Here is a 14,559-nt window from a genome sequence, read left to right on the forward strand (position 1 = left end):
CGCATCAGGCAGACGATGGGGTGGTGAGAATCGAGAACGTCGCCGTGTTCGGGCTCGGCAAGGTGGGAGAGCTGGTCGCGCACCTGCTCACCCGTGCCGGCTTCAAAGTCGTGGGATTCGACTCCCGGGAGCGGGAGGTGCCACTGCTGCAGACCCGTGTCCTGGACGTCGCGGACGTCACCGCGCTGCGTGAGGCGCTGAGCGAGGTGGACGCCGTCGTCTCGTGCCTGCCGTACCACCTGAACATCGCCGTCGCGGAGGCCGCGCACGACACGGGCGCGCACTACTTCGACCTCACCGAGGACGTGCCGACGACGAACCGCGTCATCGAGCTGTCGAAGGATCGTCCCGACAGCGTCTTCGTGCCGCAGTGCGGCCTGGCGCCCGGCCTGATCGGGATCGTCGGCGCCAGCCTGGCCAAGTCGTTCGACTCGATCCGCAGCATCGAGCTCAAGGTCGGCGCGCTGCCCCAGAACCCCACCGGCCTGCTGGGCTACGCCTTCAACTGGTCGGCCGAGGGCGTCGTCAACGAGTACCTCAACGACTGCGAGGTGCTGCGCTCCGGCGAGCGCCGCATGGTGCCTGCCATGACCGAGAAGGAGCGCGTCGTCATCGGCGGCATCGAGCTCGAGGCGGCGCTGACCTCGGGCGGCCTCGGCACGATGTGCCAGACCTACGAGGGCAGCGTCCAGCGCCTGGACTACAAGACGATGCGGTACCCGGGCCACTTCCGCCAGATGCACTTCCTCTTCGAGGAGCTGAACCTGCGCGACGAGCGCGAGCTGGTCGGGCGCATCCTGGTCGACGCCAAGCCGCCGGTGAACGACGACGTCGTCTACCTCCACGCCGCCGTCGAGGGGATCTGGGAGGGCCAGCCCTTCCGCAAGAACCACGTCCGCGCCTACCGGCCGATCGAGATCGACGGCCAGGGGTGGCGCGCCATCAGCTGGACCACCGCGGCCAGCGCCGTGGCGGTCGTCGAGCTCGTCGCCAACGGCACGCTGCCCGCGACGGGCTTCGTCCGCCAGGAGGACATCTCGCTGACCGACCTCCTCGCCACGAAGTCCGGCCAGCTGTTCGACACCCACGGAAAGATCGACGCATGAGCATCGCTGAGCACGTCACCGAGATCTTCGAGCGGATCGGCGCGCCGGTCCGGTTCGACGCCGCCGGCGAGATCGTCTGCCGGACCCCCATCGACGGCTCGGAGCTCGGTCGCCTCGCCGCCGACACCGCGGCCTCCGTCGGCGACAAGGTCGGCCTGGCCCATGCCGCCTTCGAGCAGTGGCGCACCGTTCCCGCGCCCGCGCGCGGCGCCTTCGTGCGCGAGCTCGGCGAGCTGCTGCGCGAGCACAAGGACGACCTCGGCGCGCTCGTCTCCATCGAGGCGGGGAAGATCCTGTCCGAGGGGCAGGGCGAGGTGCAGGAGATGATCGACATCTGCGACCTCGCCGTCGGGCTCTCGCGCCAGCTGCACGGCCTGACGATCGCCAGCGAGCGTCCCGGTCACCGGATGATGGAGCAGTGGCACCCGCTCGGGGTCGTGGGCGTCATCAGCGCCTTCAACTTCCCGGTCGCGGTGTGGTCCTGGAACGCCGCGCTCGCCTTCGTCTGCGGCGACAGCATCGTGTGGAAGCCGTCCGAGAAGACCGTGCTGACCGCGCTGGCGTGCCGCGCCCTCGCCGAGGAGGCCGCGCGTCGCGTCGGCGCCCCCGACGGCCTGCTGCAGGTCGTCGTCGGTGCCCGCGAGGTCGGCGAGGCGCTCGTCGACGACCCCCGCGTCCCGCTGGTCTCCGCGACCGGGTCCACCCGCATGGGGAAGCAGGTGGCACCGCGCGTGGCGGCCCGGCTGGGACGCACCCTCCTCGAGCTCGGCGGCAACAACGCGGCGGTCATCGCGCCCAGCGCCGATCTCGACCTGGCCGTCCGGGGCATCGTGTTCTCGGCGGTCGGCACGGCCGGCCAGCGCTGCACCTCACTGCGCCGCGTGATCGTGCACGAGTCGCTCAAGGACGAGCTCGTCCAGCGCCTCGCCGCGGCGTACGAGACGCTGCCGATCGGGTCGCCGCTGGACGCCGGCACGCTGGTGGGTCCGCTGATCGACGAGTCCGCCGCGGCGGGCTTCGCCAAGGCGATCGACCAGGCCAGGTCCGACGGCGGCACGCTCGTCGCCGGCGGCACCACGGCCGACGGCGTCGAGGGCGGGCACTACGTCCATCCGGCGATCGTCGACATGCCGGCCCAGACCGACATCGTGAAGGCCGAGACCTTCGCGCCGGTGCTCTACGTGCTGACCTACCGCGACCTCGACGAGGCCATCGCGCTGCACAACGCCGTCGACCAGGGCCTGTCGAGCGCGATCTTCACGATGGACGTCCGCGAGGCCGAGCTGTTCGTCTCGGCGACCGGCTCGGACTGTGGCATCGCGAACGTCAACATCGGCACCTCGGGGGCCGAGATCGGCGGCGCGTTCGGCGGCGAGAAGGACACCGGCGGCGGCCGCGAGTCGGGCTCGGACGCGTGGCGCAACTACATGCGCCGGGCGACCAACACGATCAACTACTCCACCGAGCTGCCACTGGCGCAGGGCGTCGACTTCGGCTGAGCCGTCAGGTCAGAGCGCTCCGGTAGGCGAACAGCGACGGGCCGCCGCCGGTGTGCAGGAAGACGGTCCGGCGGCGCAGCTCGGGGTCGCGGGGGATCGCGGCGTAGGCCTTGGCGGTGTAGACGGGGTCGAGGGTGACGCCGGCGGTCGTCGCGAGGCGGTGGATCTCGGCCAGGCCGGACTCGGTGGGGATGCCGTAGCCGTCACCGAACTGCGAGTCGTCGAGGATCCAGCGGTCGTCGTCGGGCAGCGGGACGCCGAGCTCGTCGGAGGCCTGCGCCAGCAGGTCGCGCAGCACGGTCTCGGTCTCGTCGCGCGAGCGGTAGACGCACACGCCGCGCACCACGGTGTCGACCTCGGCGATCGCCAACCCGATCACGAGGCCCGCCATGGTGCCGCACGTCGACGCGGCCACGACGACCTCGCGGGGGTCGAACTCGAGCTGGCTGTAGAGCTCGAGCGCGGTGTCGACGTGCCCGAGCACGCCGATGCGGTCGGATCCGCCGGGCATGATCACGGCGAGGTCGTCGCCGTGCTCGGCCATGAGCTCCAGGGCCACCGTCCCGGCCTCCTCGTCGTCGCGCACGACGTGCCGCGTCGCGCCGAACAGCTCGGTCAGGAAGGCGTTCCCCGAGCCGGTGTACTCGGCATCGACGCGGGGCACCGCCTCGATCGCGATGGCGTCCAGGTGCAGGCCGAGCCGGGCGCAGGCCGCGGCCGTGGCCCGGACGTGGTTCGACTGAAGCGCCCCGAAAGTCACGACGCGGCGCTGTCCGCGGGCGACGGCGGCGCCCAGCAGGAACTCGAGCTTGCGGACCTTGTTGCCACCGAAGCCGAAGCCGCTGAGGTCCTCGCGCTTCATCCAGAGGCCGTCGACGTCCTGCAGGGGAGTGGGCCACACGCCGAGGTGAGCCCGGGGACGATCGCTCAGGTCCATGCCTCCGAGCGTGCCACACCGGCGACCGACCGCCGCTGGGGCAGAATGGGACGGTGGGCACCTATCGCGACACCGGTGTCGTCCTGCGCACCCAGAAGCTGGGCGAGGCCGACCGCATCGTCACGATGCTCACGCGCGGGCGGGGCGTCGTCCGGGCCGTCGGGCGCGGCGTGCGCAAGACGTCCAGCCGCTTCGGCGGTCGCCTCGAGCCGTTCATGCACGTCGACGTGCAGTTCGCCGAGGGCCGCACGCTCGACATCGTCGCCCAGGTCGTGACGATCGACCCCTTCGCCTCGCACCTCGGCGAGGACTACGGCGCCTACACCGCCGGCACCGCGATGCTCGAGACGGCCGAGCGCCTCGTCTCCGACACCGCCGAGCCGTCCGTGCCTCAGTACCAGCTGCTCGTCGGCGCCCTGCGCGCCCTGACCGAGCACCGCCAGCCGCCCGGCGTCCTGCTCGACTCCTTCCAGCTGCGGTCGCTCGCGATCGCGGGCTACGCGCCGTCGTTCGACGCGTGCGCACGCTGCGGGCTCGAGGGTCCGCACCGTCACTTCCACGCCGGATCGGGCGGCATGCTGTGCGACCAGTGCCGGGTCCCCGGCTCCTCGGTCCCCGCCGCCACCACCGTCGCGCTGCTGGCCGCCCTGCTGGTCGGCGACTGGGCGGCGGTCGCCCTGGCCGACGAGCGCACCCGGCGCGAGGCCGGCGGCATGGTCTCCAACTACCTGTCCTGGCACCTCGAGCGCGGCCTGCGCTCCCTCGCCCACGTGGATCGCTGATGCCCCGCAAGCCCACCCCGCACCCCTCGGGTGCCACCGCCCCGCGCCTCGCCCTCGAGCAGGTGCCCCAGCACGTCGCGATCGTCATGGACGGCAACGGCCGCTGGGCGAAGGAGCGCGGGCTGCCGCGCACCGAGGGCCACAAGGCTGGCGAGGCCGCTCTCTTCGACGTCGTCGAGGGCGCCATCGAGGTCGGGGTCAAGGCCGTCAGCGCCTACGCCTTCAGCACCGAGAACTGGAAGCGGTCGCCCGAAGAGGTGAAGTTCCTCATGGGCTTCAACCGCGACGTCATCCGCCGCCGCCGCGACGAGATGCACGAGCTGGGCGTGCGCGTGCGGTGGGCCGGCCGCCGGCCGCGACTGTGGCGCAGCGTCATCCGCGAGCTGGAGGCCGCCGAGGAGCTGACGAAGCACAACACCGTCTGCACGTTGACGATGTGCGTCAACTACGGCGGCCGGGCCGAGATCGCCGACGCCGCGGCGGCCCTCGCGCGCGACGTGAAGGCCGGGCGGGTCAACCCGGAGAAGATCACCGAGGCCACGTTCGCCCGCTACCTCGACGAGCCGTGGATGCCCGACGTCGACCTGTTCTGGCGCACGTCCGGCGAGCAGCGCACCAGCAACTTCCTGCCCTGGCAGTCGGCCTACGCCGAGCTGGTCTTCAGCGACATCGCCTGGCCCGACGTCGACCGCCGCGCCCTCTGGACCGCGGTCGAGGAGTACGCCACCCGCCAGCGCCGCTACGGCTCGGCCTGACGTTCCGGGCTCCGCCCGCGAGATCTGTAGTTTCCCACCTCTTTCGGCCCGAAACGGCCGATTTCGTGTGGGGACCGCTACACATCTCGCGTCGCGACGCGACGTGTCGGCTCCCGCCCTGCTGGGTACCTGAGCGGAGTGGAAGCAGACAGCTACGACGCGCTCGTGATCGGTGGCGGTCCGGCCGGCCTGCAGGCCGCCCTCACCTTGGGGCGGATGCACCGATCGACCTTGCTGGTCGACTCGGGCCAGTACCGCAACGGCACGGTCGCGCACGCCCACAACTTCGTCACGCACGACGGCCGCGCGCCCGACGAGCTGCGCCGCCTCGCGCGTGAGGACGTCGCCCGATACGCGTCGGTGGAGCTGCGCGAGGCGACGGTCGGTGCCGTACGCGAGACCACCGACGGCTTCGTGGCCCAGCTCGAGGAGGGCACGGTCGAGGCCCGCACGCTCGTGCTCGCGACGGGGATGAGCGACGAGCTACCGGACGTCCCCGGCCTGGCCGACGCGTGGGGCGCCGAGGTCGCCAATTGCCCGTTCTGCCACGGCCACGAGTTCGCGGACCAGCCGATCGGGCTGCTCGGCGACGGACCGAGCATCGGTGAGCTCGAGGCGATGCTGGCGCCCATCGGGTCGGAGGTCGTCACCTTCGGCCACGACGAGCTCGCCAAGGTCGAGCGGACCGAGCGCGGCCTACTCGCGCATCGCGTCGACGGCGATCCGGTCGAGCTGGCCGGGCTCTTCCTGCACCCCAGCACCGTCCAGGCGGCGCCGTTCGCGGAGCAGCTCGGCCTGGACATCCTGTCGTCGGGCTGCATCAAGGTCGACGCACTCAACCGCACGAGCCACCCGCGGGTGTTCGCGGCCGGCGACCTCGCGCACGTGGAGGAGCTTCCCGTGCCGATGCCGTCGATCCTCGCTGCCGCGGCGGCCGGTCAGGCGGCCGGCGCGAGCGCCGTGCGCTTCCTCGCGAACCCGGAGGCCGAGAATGAGGGCAACCCGCTCACCGACTGACCTCAAGCCGTCGCCGGACCGTCCAGCGACCACGGCGTCGTCCCGGCCAGGACGTCGGAGACGAACCCTTTGAAGCGCGGGCACTGGGTGATGTCGTGCGACCGGCAGCGCAACGCGTGCTCGGTCATCTCGCGCGAGCGCTGCATCTCGCGCATGCGGCGGTCGAGGTCGGCGATGTGCGACTCGAGCACCTCGTGCCTGGAAGGCGCCTCGTCGTCGAGCAGCACGGCGATCTGCTCCAGCGACATCCCGGCGGCCTTGCTGCGCAGGATCACCGCGATGCGCACGAGGTCGTCGTCGACGTAGCGCCGTCGGTCCGCGCCGTCGCGTGACGGACGCAGCAGGCCGACGTCCTCCCAGTGCCGCAGCACATGGGTCTCGATCCCGAACCTCGCCGCCACGTCCCCGATCGACTGACTTGACTTCATGTTGACCTGAAGTCGCACGCTCGTCTTGTTATTCCACGACGAGAGGACTCACCATGTACGACGCACTCGTGATCGGCGGCGGGCCGGCGGGCCTGCAGGCCGCCCTGACCCTCGGCCGCATGCACCGCACGGTCGTGCTGGTCGACTCGGGCCGGTACCGCAACGGCACGGTCGAGCACGCGCACAACTTCGCCACCCACGACGGCCGCGCCCCCGCCGAGATCCGCAAGCTCGCCCGCGAGGACCTCGCCGGCTACGACACCGTCGAGCTGCGCGGGACGACGGTGCAGACCGTTCGCGACACGGGCGACAGCTTCGTCGCCGAGACCGACGACGGCTCGATCGAGGCGCGCACGCTGGTGCTCGCGACGGGCCTGCGGGACGAGCTGCCCGCCGTCCCCGGGCTGGAGGAGGCCTGGGGCCGGGAGGTCGCGGCGTGCCCGTTCTGTCACGGCCACGAGCTGGCCGGGCGCGTGATCGCACTGGTGGGTGAAGGACCTCACCTGCCGGTGATGGTGGCCATGCTGAGCCGCATCGGCTCGGACGTGGTGACGTTCGCGGAGGCTCCGACGCGCATCGAGCGGATCGATGGCGGCCTGCGGCTCCACCTCGCTGTGGGTGGCACGACCGAGGTGGGCGGACTGTTCATGCACCCGCCCTTCGTCCAGTCGGCTCCGTTCGCGCACCAGCTGGGCCTGGAGCTGCTGCCGTCGGGGTGCGTCCGGATCGACGCCCTCGGCCAGACCAGCCATCCGCGGGTCTTCGCGGGCGGCGATCTCGCCCACGTCGCCGAGCTGCCGATGCCCATGGCGTCGGTGCTCGGGTCGGCCGCCGCGGGGCTCACCGCAGGCGCGAGCGCGGTTCGGGTCCTCGCCGCGGGGGAGGTCGCCGGACCCCGATAGTCTGGGGCTCATGCGCGTGGCCCGATTCGCCGGCGACGACGACCCCCGTTACGGGGTCGTCGGTGCCGATGGCGACACACCGATCATCGCTCCCCTCAAGGGAGACCCCCTCTACGCTTCGCTCGAGCTCACCGGCGAGAAGCTGGCCCTGGAGGACGTGCGCCTGCTGGCGCCCGTCATCCCGCGCAGCAAGGTGGTGTGCGTGGGAAAGAACTACGTCGCGCACGCCGCCGAGATGGGTGGCGAGGTGCCCGAGGAGCCGCTGATCTTCCTCAAGCCGAACACCTCGGTGATCGGGCCGGGCGAGCCGATCTTCTACCCGAAGCAGACGCAGGACCTCCACTTCGAGGGTGAGCTGGCGATCGTCATCGGACGCATCTGCCGCAACCTCACCCCCGACGACGCGTCGAAGGTGATCTACGGCTACACGATCGCCAACGACGTCACCGCGCGCGACCTGCAGGCCAAGGACGGCCAGTGGGCGCGTGCGAAGGGCTTCGACACGTTCTGCCCCCTCGGCCCGTGGATCGAGACCGACTTCGACCCGTCGAACGTGCGGGTGCGCACCACGCTCAACGGTGAGATCCAGCAGGACGGGCGCACGTCGGACATGGTGTTCGACGTTCCCGCGATCCTGCAGTACGTGACCAGCTTCATGACCCTGTTGCCCGGCGACGTCGTCCTCACCGGCACCTCCGAGGGAGTCGGCCCCATGCAGGCCGGCGACCACGTGGCCGTGACGATCGACGGTCTGGGCACCCTGACCAACCCGGTGGTGGCCGATGACTGAGACCCGATGGACGACCGCGACCGGCAGTGACGTCGTCGCCCGCTTCTGCCCCTCGCCGACGGGCAACCCGCACGTCGGCATGGCGCGCACGGCGCTGTTCAGCTGGGCGTTCGCCCGCCACCACGGCGGCCGCTTCGTCTTCCGCATCGAGGACACCGACGCCAGCCGCGACTCGCAGGAGTCGTACGACCTGCTGCTCGACGTCATGCGGTGGCTGGGCCTGGACTGGGACGAGGGCGTCGAGGTCGGCGGCCCGAACGGCCCGTACCGCCAGAGCCAGCGCATGGACGTCTACGCCGACGTCGCGCAGCGCCTCCTGGACGCCGGGTTCGCCTACAAGGCCTATGACACCGCCGACGAGCTCGAGGAGCGCCGCAATGCTGCGCGCGCCGCGGGCAAGCCGAGCGGCTACGACGGTCTGCACCGTGACCTGACGCCCGAGCAGCAGGCCGCCTTCGAGGCCGAGGGTCGCGAGCCGGTCATCCGCTTCAAGATGCCGCAGCGCGACTGGACGTTCGACGACCTGGTGCGCGGCGAGATCACCTTCGGTGCCGAGAACGTGCAGGACTTCGTCATCGTCCGCGCCAACGGCCAGCCGCTGTACACGCTGACCAACCCGGTCGACGACGCCCTGATGGGCATCACGCACGTGCTGCGCGGCGAGGACATCCTGTCGTCCACCCCGCGCCAGATGGCGCTGTACGAGGCCTTCGCTGAGATCGGCGTGGGCAGCGGCTTCACGCCGCGGTTCGGCCACCTGCCGTACGTCATGGGCGCGGGCAACAAGAAGCTGTCCAAGCGCGACCCCGAGTCGAACCTGCTCGGCTACCGCGACCAGGGCTTCCTGCCCGAGGGCCTGCTGAACTACCTCGCGCTGCTCGGCTGGTCGATCGCCGAGGACCGCGACATCTTCAGCCTCGACGAGATGGTGGCCGCGTTCGAGGTCGAGCGCGTCAACCCCAACCCGGCGCGCTTCGACCTGAAGAAGTGCGAGGCGATCAACGGCGACCATGTGCGCTTGCTGGCTCCCGACGAGTTCGTCCGCCGGCTGCTGCCGTACCTGCCCGAGGGGGTCGACGCCGACGTCGTGACGCAGGCCGCGCCGCTGGTGCAGGAGCGCAGCAACCTGCTGACCGAGGCCGCCGACATGCTGGCGTTCCTGTTCGCCGGGGACGACTTCGCGGTCGACCCCGACGACGCCGCCAAGCAGCTGAACGAGGACGGCCTCGAGGTCGCCAAGGCGGCGCGTGAGGCACTCGCCGAGCTGGGGGAGTGGACGACCGAGGGCATCGAGGCGTCGCTGCGCCAGGCGCTCGTCGAGGAGCGGGGACTCAAGCCGCGGCTGGCCTTCGGTCCGGTGCGCGTCGCGGTGACCGGCAAGCGCATCTCGCCGCCGCTGTTCGAGTCCATGGAACTGCTGGGACGCGAGGTCTCACTCGCCCGTCTGGACGCTGTTCTCTGAGCGTTCCGCGGGGCCGATTTGGGGCCCCGCGGAGGCGTCCGGTAAAGTGATCTCTTGGTTCGGAGAGCGGCCGCAAGGCAAGGATCCGATACCCCCATGGGGTATGGTGTAATTGGCAACACAGCGGTTTCTGGTACCGCCATTCTAGGTTCGAGTCCTAGTACCCCAGCGAGAATGCTTCTGGAGCGATCTGGTAGCGTTTCTCATCGCTGGCCCCGTTGTGTAGCGGCCTAGCACGTCGCCCTCTCAAGGCGGTAGCGCGGGTTCGAATCCCGTCGGGGCTACCAGCGAAAAGGCCCCCGATCCTCGGATCGGGGGCCTTTCCCTTTGTCGAGCGCCGGTCGGGAGGATTCGACAGTCGGGTCGCCCCAGCGACAACTTCGTCGCATGATCCGTTCGGGTCGTGGGTCTTCGCTAGGTTCTGGCTGTGGACACCGAAGCGGCGCAGGACAAGTTGATGCGACTCCGGTACGCCGGCACGTGCCGCCTCTGCGCGGAGGAACTGCCTGCGAAGACCGAGGCGATCTGGGAACGCGCCACCAAGACCGTTCGCTGTGTCGCATGTGGGCCGTCGGCCACGGAGCCGCCAGACAGTGCGGTGGTCGCCGAGCCCGAGCCGGTCGACTCGGGGACGGCCGGTGCTTCGGCGCGACGAGAGTACGAGCGCCGGAAGGCCAAGCGCGACGACGCGACCAGGGCGAAGCATCCGAAGCTCGGCGGACTGATCGTGGCGCTCAGGGACGACCCGCAGTCGACCAAGTCGTGGGACACAGGGGCCAAGGGCGAGGAGAGGTTCGGTGGCGCCATCGACAAGCGAGTCGGTGAGCGGCTCCGTGTCCTGCACGATCGTCGGATCCCTGGCACCCGCGCGAACATCGACCACATCGTCGTGGTGTCCAGTGGCGTGTGGGTCGTCGACCCGAAGAGGTACGTCGACAAGCGCCCCGAGTTGAAGGTCGAGGGCGGCATCCTGCGGCCGCGAGTCGAGAAGCTGGTGGTGGGCGGTCGCGACAGCACGAAGCTCGTCCAGGGCGTGCTCAAGCAGGTCGACCTGGTTCGATCGGCCGTCGGCCCGGAGGTGCCGGTTCGCGGGGTCCTGTGCTTCATCGAGGCGGACTGGCCCTTGTTCGGCGGCGACTTCATGATCAGCGGCATCGACGTGATGTGGCCGAAGAAGCTCTACCCGCTGCTCGAAGCCGATGGTCCCGTCAACCCCGATTCGATCGAGAGCCTCCACCGCTCCCTGGCGACAGCCTTCCCGCCGGCCTGAGCGCGCCACTCACGAGCCGAGGCCCCCGATCCTCGGATCGGGGGCCTCGGCGTTCTTGCGGCTCAGGTCACGGAGCGCCCTTGCGGCCCTCACCGCGGCCGTAGGCGATCCAGTGGCTCATGCCCTTGCGGTAGTTCTTGCCGAACGCGGCGCGCACGTCGGGGTTGTTCGCCAGGTAGTACGCCGGACCGAAGTCCGCCGACCCCTGCCGGCCCTCGTCCATGCCGAACACTGTGAAGTGGTCGGTCACCGCCTCGTTGGACGCTCCGGCCATGTCGCCGTAGCGCGCCTTGTAGTGGCCGGGATCGAAGAGCACCGACGCTCGTCGACCTTCGAAGCGCCCGAACTGGACGTAGTGCCGGATGGCGCCTTCGTAATTCGTCGCCCCGTACGCCCCTGCGACGTCCGGGTGGTGGTGCAGGTAGAAGTACGGATCGAACGTCGCCGATCCCATGCGGCCCTGCGGGATGCCGTAGTTCAGCCAGTGCCACTGCGCGTGGTCGTTGATGTTGCCGCCCTGCGTGGCCACCTTGCCCTCCGCCCAGGCCTGGACGTCCGGGTACGCGCCGAGGTAGAACTTCCGGTCGAACACGATCCGGGCCTGCAGCGGGCTGCTCGGGTTGGAGTTCGGGACATAGTTGTAGCCCGTGTACACGCCCAGCTTGGCGCGCTCGCAGTCGTTGTCGCACACCGGGACCGGGTCCGGGGCCGGCGGAGGGGGCACCGTGCCGGCGCCGGAATCGAGGTTCCAGACCTTCACCCACTCGACCTCGAAGTCGTTGGGTGTGCCGTCACCGAGCTTGATGTTCGTGAGGATCGCTCGCACGTCCCACGCCTGAGCCTTCTCCTTGCCGAAGCGCGCCGAGAGCTGTCCGTCGATGAAGAACTGGACGGAGACGCCCGGGGTGAGCACGGCCTCCACGGTGTGGAACTGGTCGTTGAGCAGGCCGTCCGACTTCGACTTCCCGAGACAGTGCTTGTGCCCGGTGGTGACCGGCTCGTACGCGGAGTAGTACGAGTGGTTCAAGCCGTAGTAGCCATTGCCCGTGGTCGTCACCGCTTCCTTGGGCTGGCAGCCATCGGGGTTGTTCTTCCGGCCTTCGTTCTCGATGACGTCGATCTCGGCGGCGGTGTTGCCGCTGTACCCGTTCCACCAGAACGAGCTGCGACGCCCGTTCTCCGAATGGAGCTTGACCTTCGCCGAGAACTTCAGCGGTCCGCCACCGAACGTGTCGGTGGTGGTGATCCGGCATCGCCACTGGTCTTCGTTCGCGTCCACGAACTTGTTCCGTGGCTTCACGAACAGGACGCCGTTCCTCACCTCGACGCACTGGTTCATGTCGAGGTAGCCGAGCGCCTTCGGGTTCCCCTCCTGGGCGATCCCGTTTCGCCAGCGGACCTTCTCGGTCGTGCCGTTCACGGCGACGAGGTCGTTGCCGACGTACTTGTAGGAACCGGCTTCGAAGTGGTCGACGAACTGCTGCTTCCAGCGGGCGTCGCCCAGGCTCACCTCGTCCTGCGCCGCGGCCGGCTGAGGCCCTCCGTCGAGGCCGCCGAGGCCCCCGAGCGCCATGCCCGTCACGAGCGCCAGCGCCATCATCATGCGTTTCATGCTTCCCCCATCGTGTTTCCCCCCGAACGCCAAGCGCGCTCGGCGGGCACAGCCTAGGGGTCCGAGGTGTCGCGGCCGCACAGCGGAAATCCGGCCGTGCGGCGCGTCGCGCTGCGTGCGGGACGTGCGTGACGAGAGGGCAGTGATGAGCCGTCAGGGGTACTCGGGTGTGATCGGCGCCTCACGGGTGAGCGGGAGTCCGCGTTCAGCAGTCGGGGACCTCGGTGCAGGCCTCGGCGACCTCGCGCTGAGCCGCGGCGGTGACCGCCGTGGCGATCTCGCCGAGCGCGACCAGCTGCTCGTCGGTGAGCACGTCGACGACGAGTCGGCGCACCTCGCGCACGTGACCGGGTGCGATGGCCTCGATCTTGGCCAGACCGGACTCGGTGAGGCGCGCGCGCATGCGGCGGCCGCCGGGCTCGGTGGCGGGGCACCGCTCGACCCAACCGGCCTTCTCGAGGCGCGTCAGGGCGTGCGACAGCCGCGACAGCGAGCCGCGGGCCTCCTCGGCCAGCAGCGAGAGTCCCACGGTGTGGCCGGGGGACTGCGACAGGACGGCGAGCACCTGGTACTCGTAGCGGTTCACGCCGGCGTCGCGCTTGAGCTGGGCGTCGATCGCGGCCGGGAGGGTGTCGATCATCGCGAACAGGGCACGCCACGCGAGCTGCTGCTCGGTGCTCAGCCAGGGCACGTCGTCGTCGACGGCGGGGGGCACGGTGTCGGAGGTCACGAGCCCCACTCTACCCGGTGTGTTGAATGTTCAAGTCATCTGAGTATGGTGGGACTTGAACATTCAACTCGAACTCTGGGAGACCCCATGACCCTGCTCCGTGTCGACGCCAGCATCCAGGGCGAGATGTCCGCCAGCAGCGCACTCGCCGACCTCGTGCTTCACGAGTTCACCTCCGCCAGCCCCGGGACCCCGGTCGTGCGCCGGCACCTCGGCCAGGAGCCGCTTGCCGCCGACGTGTGGGCCAAGGCCATCGCCGGCAGCTTCACGCCGGAGGACGATCGCAACGCGGAGCAGCGCGAGGCGCTCGCCCTGGCGGAGCAGGTCGCCACCGAGTTGCAGGAGGCCTCGGTCGCGGTCCTGGCGCTGCCGCTCTACAACTTCGGCATCTCGCAGCACGCGAAGACCTGGATCGACGTCGCCCTTGCCGGCGCGCCGCAGGGCACGCTTCTGCTCGAGGGGACGCCGACCGTGCTGGTGACCACGCGGGGCGGCGCCTACGGCCCGGGCACGCCGCGGGCGGGTTGGGACCACAACACCGACTTCCTGCGCCGGATCCTCGTCGACATCTGGGGCGCGGACCTCACGGTCATCGAGCGCGAGTTCACCCTCGTCGGGGTGAACCCGGCGCTCGACGAGTTCAGCGAGATGGCGTCGATGATGCGCAAGAGCGCGGAAGAGGCGGCGGTCGCGGCCGGCGCCGCTCTCGCTGCCGGACGCGCGGCCTGAGGGCTGGGCGCAAGCGTCGCGGGGAGCGAGCGCGGTCAGAGTTCGAGTTTGAAGCCCTCGTGACTGGGCTCGTACCCGAGCGACACGTAGAAGCGGTGGGCGTCGACGCGGCGCTTGTCGGACGTGAGCTGCGCGATCGTGGCGCCGTTCCTGGCGCCCCAGGCCTGCGCCCATCGCATGAGCGCCGTGCCCAGCCCCGACCCCCGCGTGGCTGGGGCCACGCGGACGCCCTCGATCACCAGCCGCTTCGCGCCGCCGCGGGACAGGCCGGGCACGAGGGTCAGCTGCAGCGTGCCGACGGCGTCTCCGGTCTCGTCACGCACGACCAACAACAGGTGCGCCTCGGTCGCGTGGACCTCGCGGAAGGCCTCGAGGTACGGCGTGAGGTCGCGCGACTCCCGGCTGCCGCCGATGTCATCGTCGGTCAGCAGTGCCACGATCGCCGGCACGTCGGCCTCGCTGGCACGAACGAGCTCGAAGGTGCGACCGTCCAAGCTCAGGGTGTCCATGGGGCGAGTCTCACAGGCTTCGGGGTCGCGG

At 70.4% G+C, this 14,559-nt stretch carries 15 protein-coding genes and 2 tRNA genes; 12 read left to right on the top strand and 5 right to left on the bottom strand.

Going from position 1 to position 14,559, the window contains the following annotated elements; translation table 11 throughout:
- Positions 1 to 23: 23 nt before the first annotated feature.
- Positions 24 to 1,106 (top strand): saccharopine dehydrogenase family protein, encoded by a 1,083-nt coding sequence (locus AFL01nite_RS08985; RefSeq protein ID WP_146827339.1) that lies wholly within the window; start codon positions 24 to 26, stop codon positions 1,104 to 1,106.
- Positions 1,103 to 2,605: an L-piperidine-6-carboxylate dehydrogenase gene (gene amaB, locus AFL01nite_RS08990; protein WP_146827340.1), complete on the top strand. Its 1,503-nt coding sequence runs from the start codon at positions 1,103 to 1,105 to the stop codon at positions 2,603 to 2,605. The genes AFL01nite_RS08985 and amaB overlap by 4 nt, the downstream gene beginning before the upstream one ends.
- A 4-nt stretch (positions 2,606 to 2,609) precedes the next feature.
- Here the strand turns inward: amaB and AFL01nite_RS08995 are convergent, their stop codons facing one another.
- Complete coding sequence (locus tag AFL01nite_RS08995) at positions 2,610 to 3,542, bottom strand: pyridoxal-phosphate dependent enzyme (protein WP_146827341.1); 933 nt, start codon at positions 3,540 to 3,542, stop codon at positions 2,610 to 2,612.
- A gap of 53 nt (positions 3,543 to 3,595) precedes the next feature.
- Between AFL01nite_RS08995 and recO the strand changes: the two genes are divergently transcribed.
- The 3 genes from recO (at position 3,596) to AFL01nite_RS09010 (ending at position 6,096) form a co-directional block, all read left to right on the top strand.
- Positions 3,596 to 4,324 (top strand): DNA repair protein RecO, encoded by a 729-nt coding sequence (recO, locus tag AFL01nite_RS09000; protein WP_146827342.1) that lies wholly within the window; start codon positions 3,596 to 3,598, stop codon positions 4,322 to 4,324.
- Positions 4,324 to 5,079: an isoprenyl transferase gene (locus AFL01nite_RS09005; RefSeq protein ID WP_146827343.1), complete on the top strand. Its 756-nt coding sequence runs from the start codon at positions 4,324 to 4,326 to the stop codon at positions 5,077 to 5,079. The genes recO and AFL01nite_RS09005 overlap by 1 nt, the downstream gene beginning before the upstream one ends.
- A 138-nt stretch (positions 5,080 to 5,217) precedes the next feature.
- Entirely contained in the window at positions 5,218 to 6,096 is an 879-nt protein-coding gene (locus AFL01nite_RS09010) for an NAD(P)/FAD-dependent oxidoreductase (protein WP_146827344.1), read from the top strand.
- A gap of 2 nt (positions 6,097 to 6,098) precedes the next feature.
- Here the strand turns inward: AFL01nite_RS09010 and AFL01nite_RS09015 are convergent, their stop codons facing one another.
- Positions 6,099 to 6,542 carry a MerR family transcriptional regulator gene (locus AFL01nite_RS09015; protein ID WP_246119656.1) on the bottom strand — a complete coding sequence of 148 codons (444 nt, stop codon included), beginning with the start codon at positions 6,540 to 6,542 and terminating at the stop codon, positions 6,099 to 6,101.
- 35 nt (positions 6,543 to 6,577) lie between these two features.
- Between AFL01nite_RS09015 and AFL01nite_RS09020 the strand changes: the two genes are divergently transcribed.
- The 6 genes from AFL01nite_RS09020 to AFL01nite_RS09045 all read left to right on the top strand — a co-directional run bounded on the left by AFL01nite_RS09020 (position 6,578) and on the right by AFL01nite_RS09045 (position 10,948).
- Entirely contained in the window at positions 6,578 to 7,426 is an 849-nt protein-coding gene (locus AFL01nite_RS09020; protein ID WP_146827345.1) for an NAD(P)/FAD-dependent oxidoreductase, read from the top strand.
- Positions 7,427 to 7,436: 10 nt separating this feature from the next.
- Complete coding sequence (locus AFL01nite_RS09025; RefSeq protein ID WP_146827346.1) at positions 7,437 to 8,216, top strand: fumarylacetoacetate hydrolase family protein; 780 nt, start codon at positions 7,437 to 7,439, stop codon at positions 8,214 to 8,216.
- On the top strand, positions 8,209 to 9,678 hold the full coding sequence (gene gltX, locus AFL01nite_RS09030; RefSeq protein WP_146827347.1) for a glutamate--tRNA ligase: 1,470 nt from the start codon (positions 8,209 to 8,211) through the stop codon (positions 9,676 to 9,678). Before AFL01nite_RS09025 ends, gltX begins: the two co-directional genes overlap by 8 nt.
- A gap of 97 nt (positions 9,679 to 9,775) precedes the next feature.
- A tRNA-Gln gene (locus tag AFL01nite_RS09035) sits at positions 9,776 to 9,847 on the top strand.
- Positions 9,848 to 9,889: 42 nt separating this feature from the next.
- Positions 9,890 to 9,965: transfer RNA gene (locus AFL01nite_RS09040), tRNA-Glu, on the top strand.
- Between the two features lie 140 nt (positions 9,966 to 10,105).
- Positions 10,106 to 10,948 (top strand): NERD domain-containing protein, encoded by an 843-nt coding sequence (locus AFL01nite_RS09045; protein WP_246119657.1) that lies wholly within the window; start codon positions 10,106 to 10,108, stop codon positions 10,946 to 10,948.
- 67 nt (positions 10,949 to 11,015) lie between these two features.
- Here the strand turns inward: AFL01nite_RS09045 and AFL01nite_RS09050 are convergent, their stop codons facing one another.
- Positions 11,016 to 12,560 (bottom strand): LamG domain-containing protein, encoded by a 1,545-nt coding sequence (locus AFL01nite_RS09050; RefSeq protein ID WP_146827348.1) that lies wholly within the window; start codon positions 12,558 to 12,560, stop codon positions 11,016 to 11,018.
- Between the two features lie 205 nt (positions 12,561 to 12,765).
- Positions 12,766 to 13,290, bottom strand: a complete 525-nt coding sequence (locus AFL01nite_RS09055) for a MarR family winged helix-turn-helix transcriptional regulator (RefSeq protein WP_222593465.1) — start codon at positions 13,288 to 13,290, stop codon at positions 12,766 to 12,768.
- Between the two features lie 87 nt (positions 13,291 to 13,377).
- On the opposite strand from AFL01nite_RS09055, the gene AFL01nite_RS09060 reads away from it, so the two are divergent.
- Positions 13,378 to 14,019 (top strand): FMN-dependent NADH-azoreductase, encoded by a 642-nt coding sequence (locus AFL01nite_RS09060; RefSeq protein ID WP_146827349.1) that lies wholly within the window; start codon positions 13,378 to 13,380, stop codon positions 14,017 to 14,019.
- Positions 14,020 to 14,054: 35 nt separating this feature from the next.
- Here the strand turns inward: AFL01nite_RS09060 and AFL01nite_RS09065 are convergent, their stop codons facing one another.
- Positions 14,055 to 14,528, bottom strand: coding sequence for a GNAT family N-acetyltransferase (locus AFL01nite_RS09065; protein ID WP_146827350.1), 474 nt, complete (start codon positions 14,526 to 14,528; stop codon positions 14,055 to 14,057).
- Positions 14,529 to 14,559: the final 31 nt, after the last annotated feature.

The organism is Aeromicrobium flavum (genome assembly GCF_007992115.1).
Lineage (GTDB): Bacteria > Actinomycetota > Actinomycetes > Propionibacteriales > Nocardioidaceae > Aeromicrobium > Aeromicrobium flavum.

Excerpts from the sequence above, each read along its gene's own strand:
- amaB (WP_146827340.1), top strand. The coding sequence starts at position 1,103 with ATGAGCATCGCTGAGCACGTCACCGAGATCTTCGAGCGGATCGGCGCG.
- AFL01nite_RS08995 (WP_146827341.1), bottom strand. The coding sequence starts at position 3,542 with ATGGACCTGAGCGATCGTCCCCGGGCTCACCTCGGCGTGTGGCCCACT.
- AFL01nite_RS09005 (WP_146827343.1), top strand. The coding sequence starts at position 4,324 with ATGCCCCGCAAGCCCACCCCGCACCCCTCGGGTGCCACCGCCCCGCGC.
- AFL01nite_RS09020 (WP_146827345.1), top strand. The coding sequence starts at position 6,578 with ATGTACGACGCACTCGTGATCGGCGGCGGGCCGGCGGGCCTGCAGGCC.
- AFL01nite_RS09025 (WP_146827346.1), top strand. The coding sequence starts at position 7,437 with ATGCGCGTGGCCCGATTCGCCGGCGACGACGACCCCCGTTACGGGGTC.
- gltX (WP_146827347.1), top strand. The coding sequence starts at position 8,209 with ATGACTGAGACCCGATGGACGACCGCGACCGGCAGTGACGTCGTCGCC.
- AFL01nite_RS09050 (WP_146827348.1), bottom strand. The coding sequence starts at position 12,560 with ATGAAACGCATGATGATGGCGCTGGCGCTCGTGACGGGCATGGCGCTC.
- AFL01nite_RS09060 (WP_146827349.1), top strand. The coding sequence starts at position 13,378 with ATGACCCTGCTCCGTGTCGACGCCAGCATCCAGGGCGAGATGTCCGCC.
- AFL01nite_RS09065 (WP_146827350.1), bottom strand. The coding sequence starts at position 14,528 with ATGGACACCCTGAGCTTGGACGGTCGCACCTTCGAGCTCGTTCGTGCC.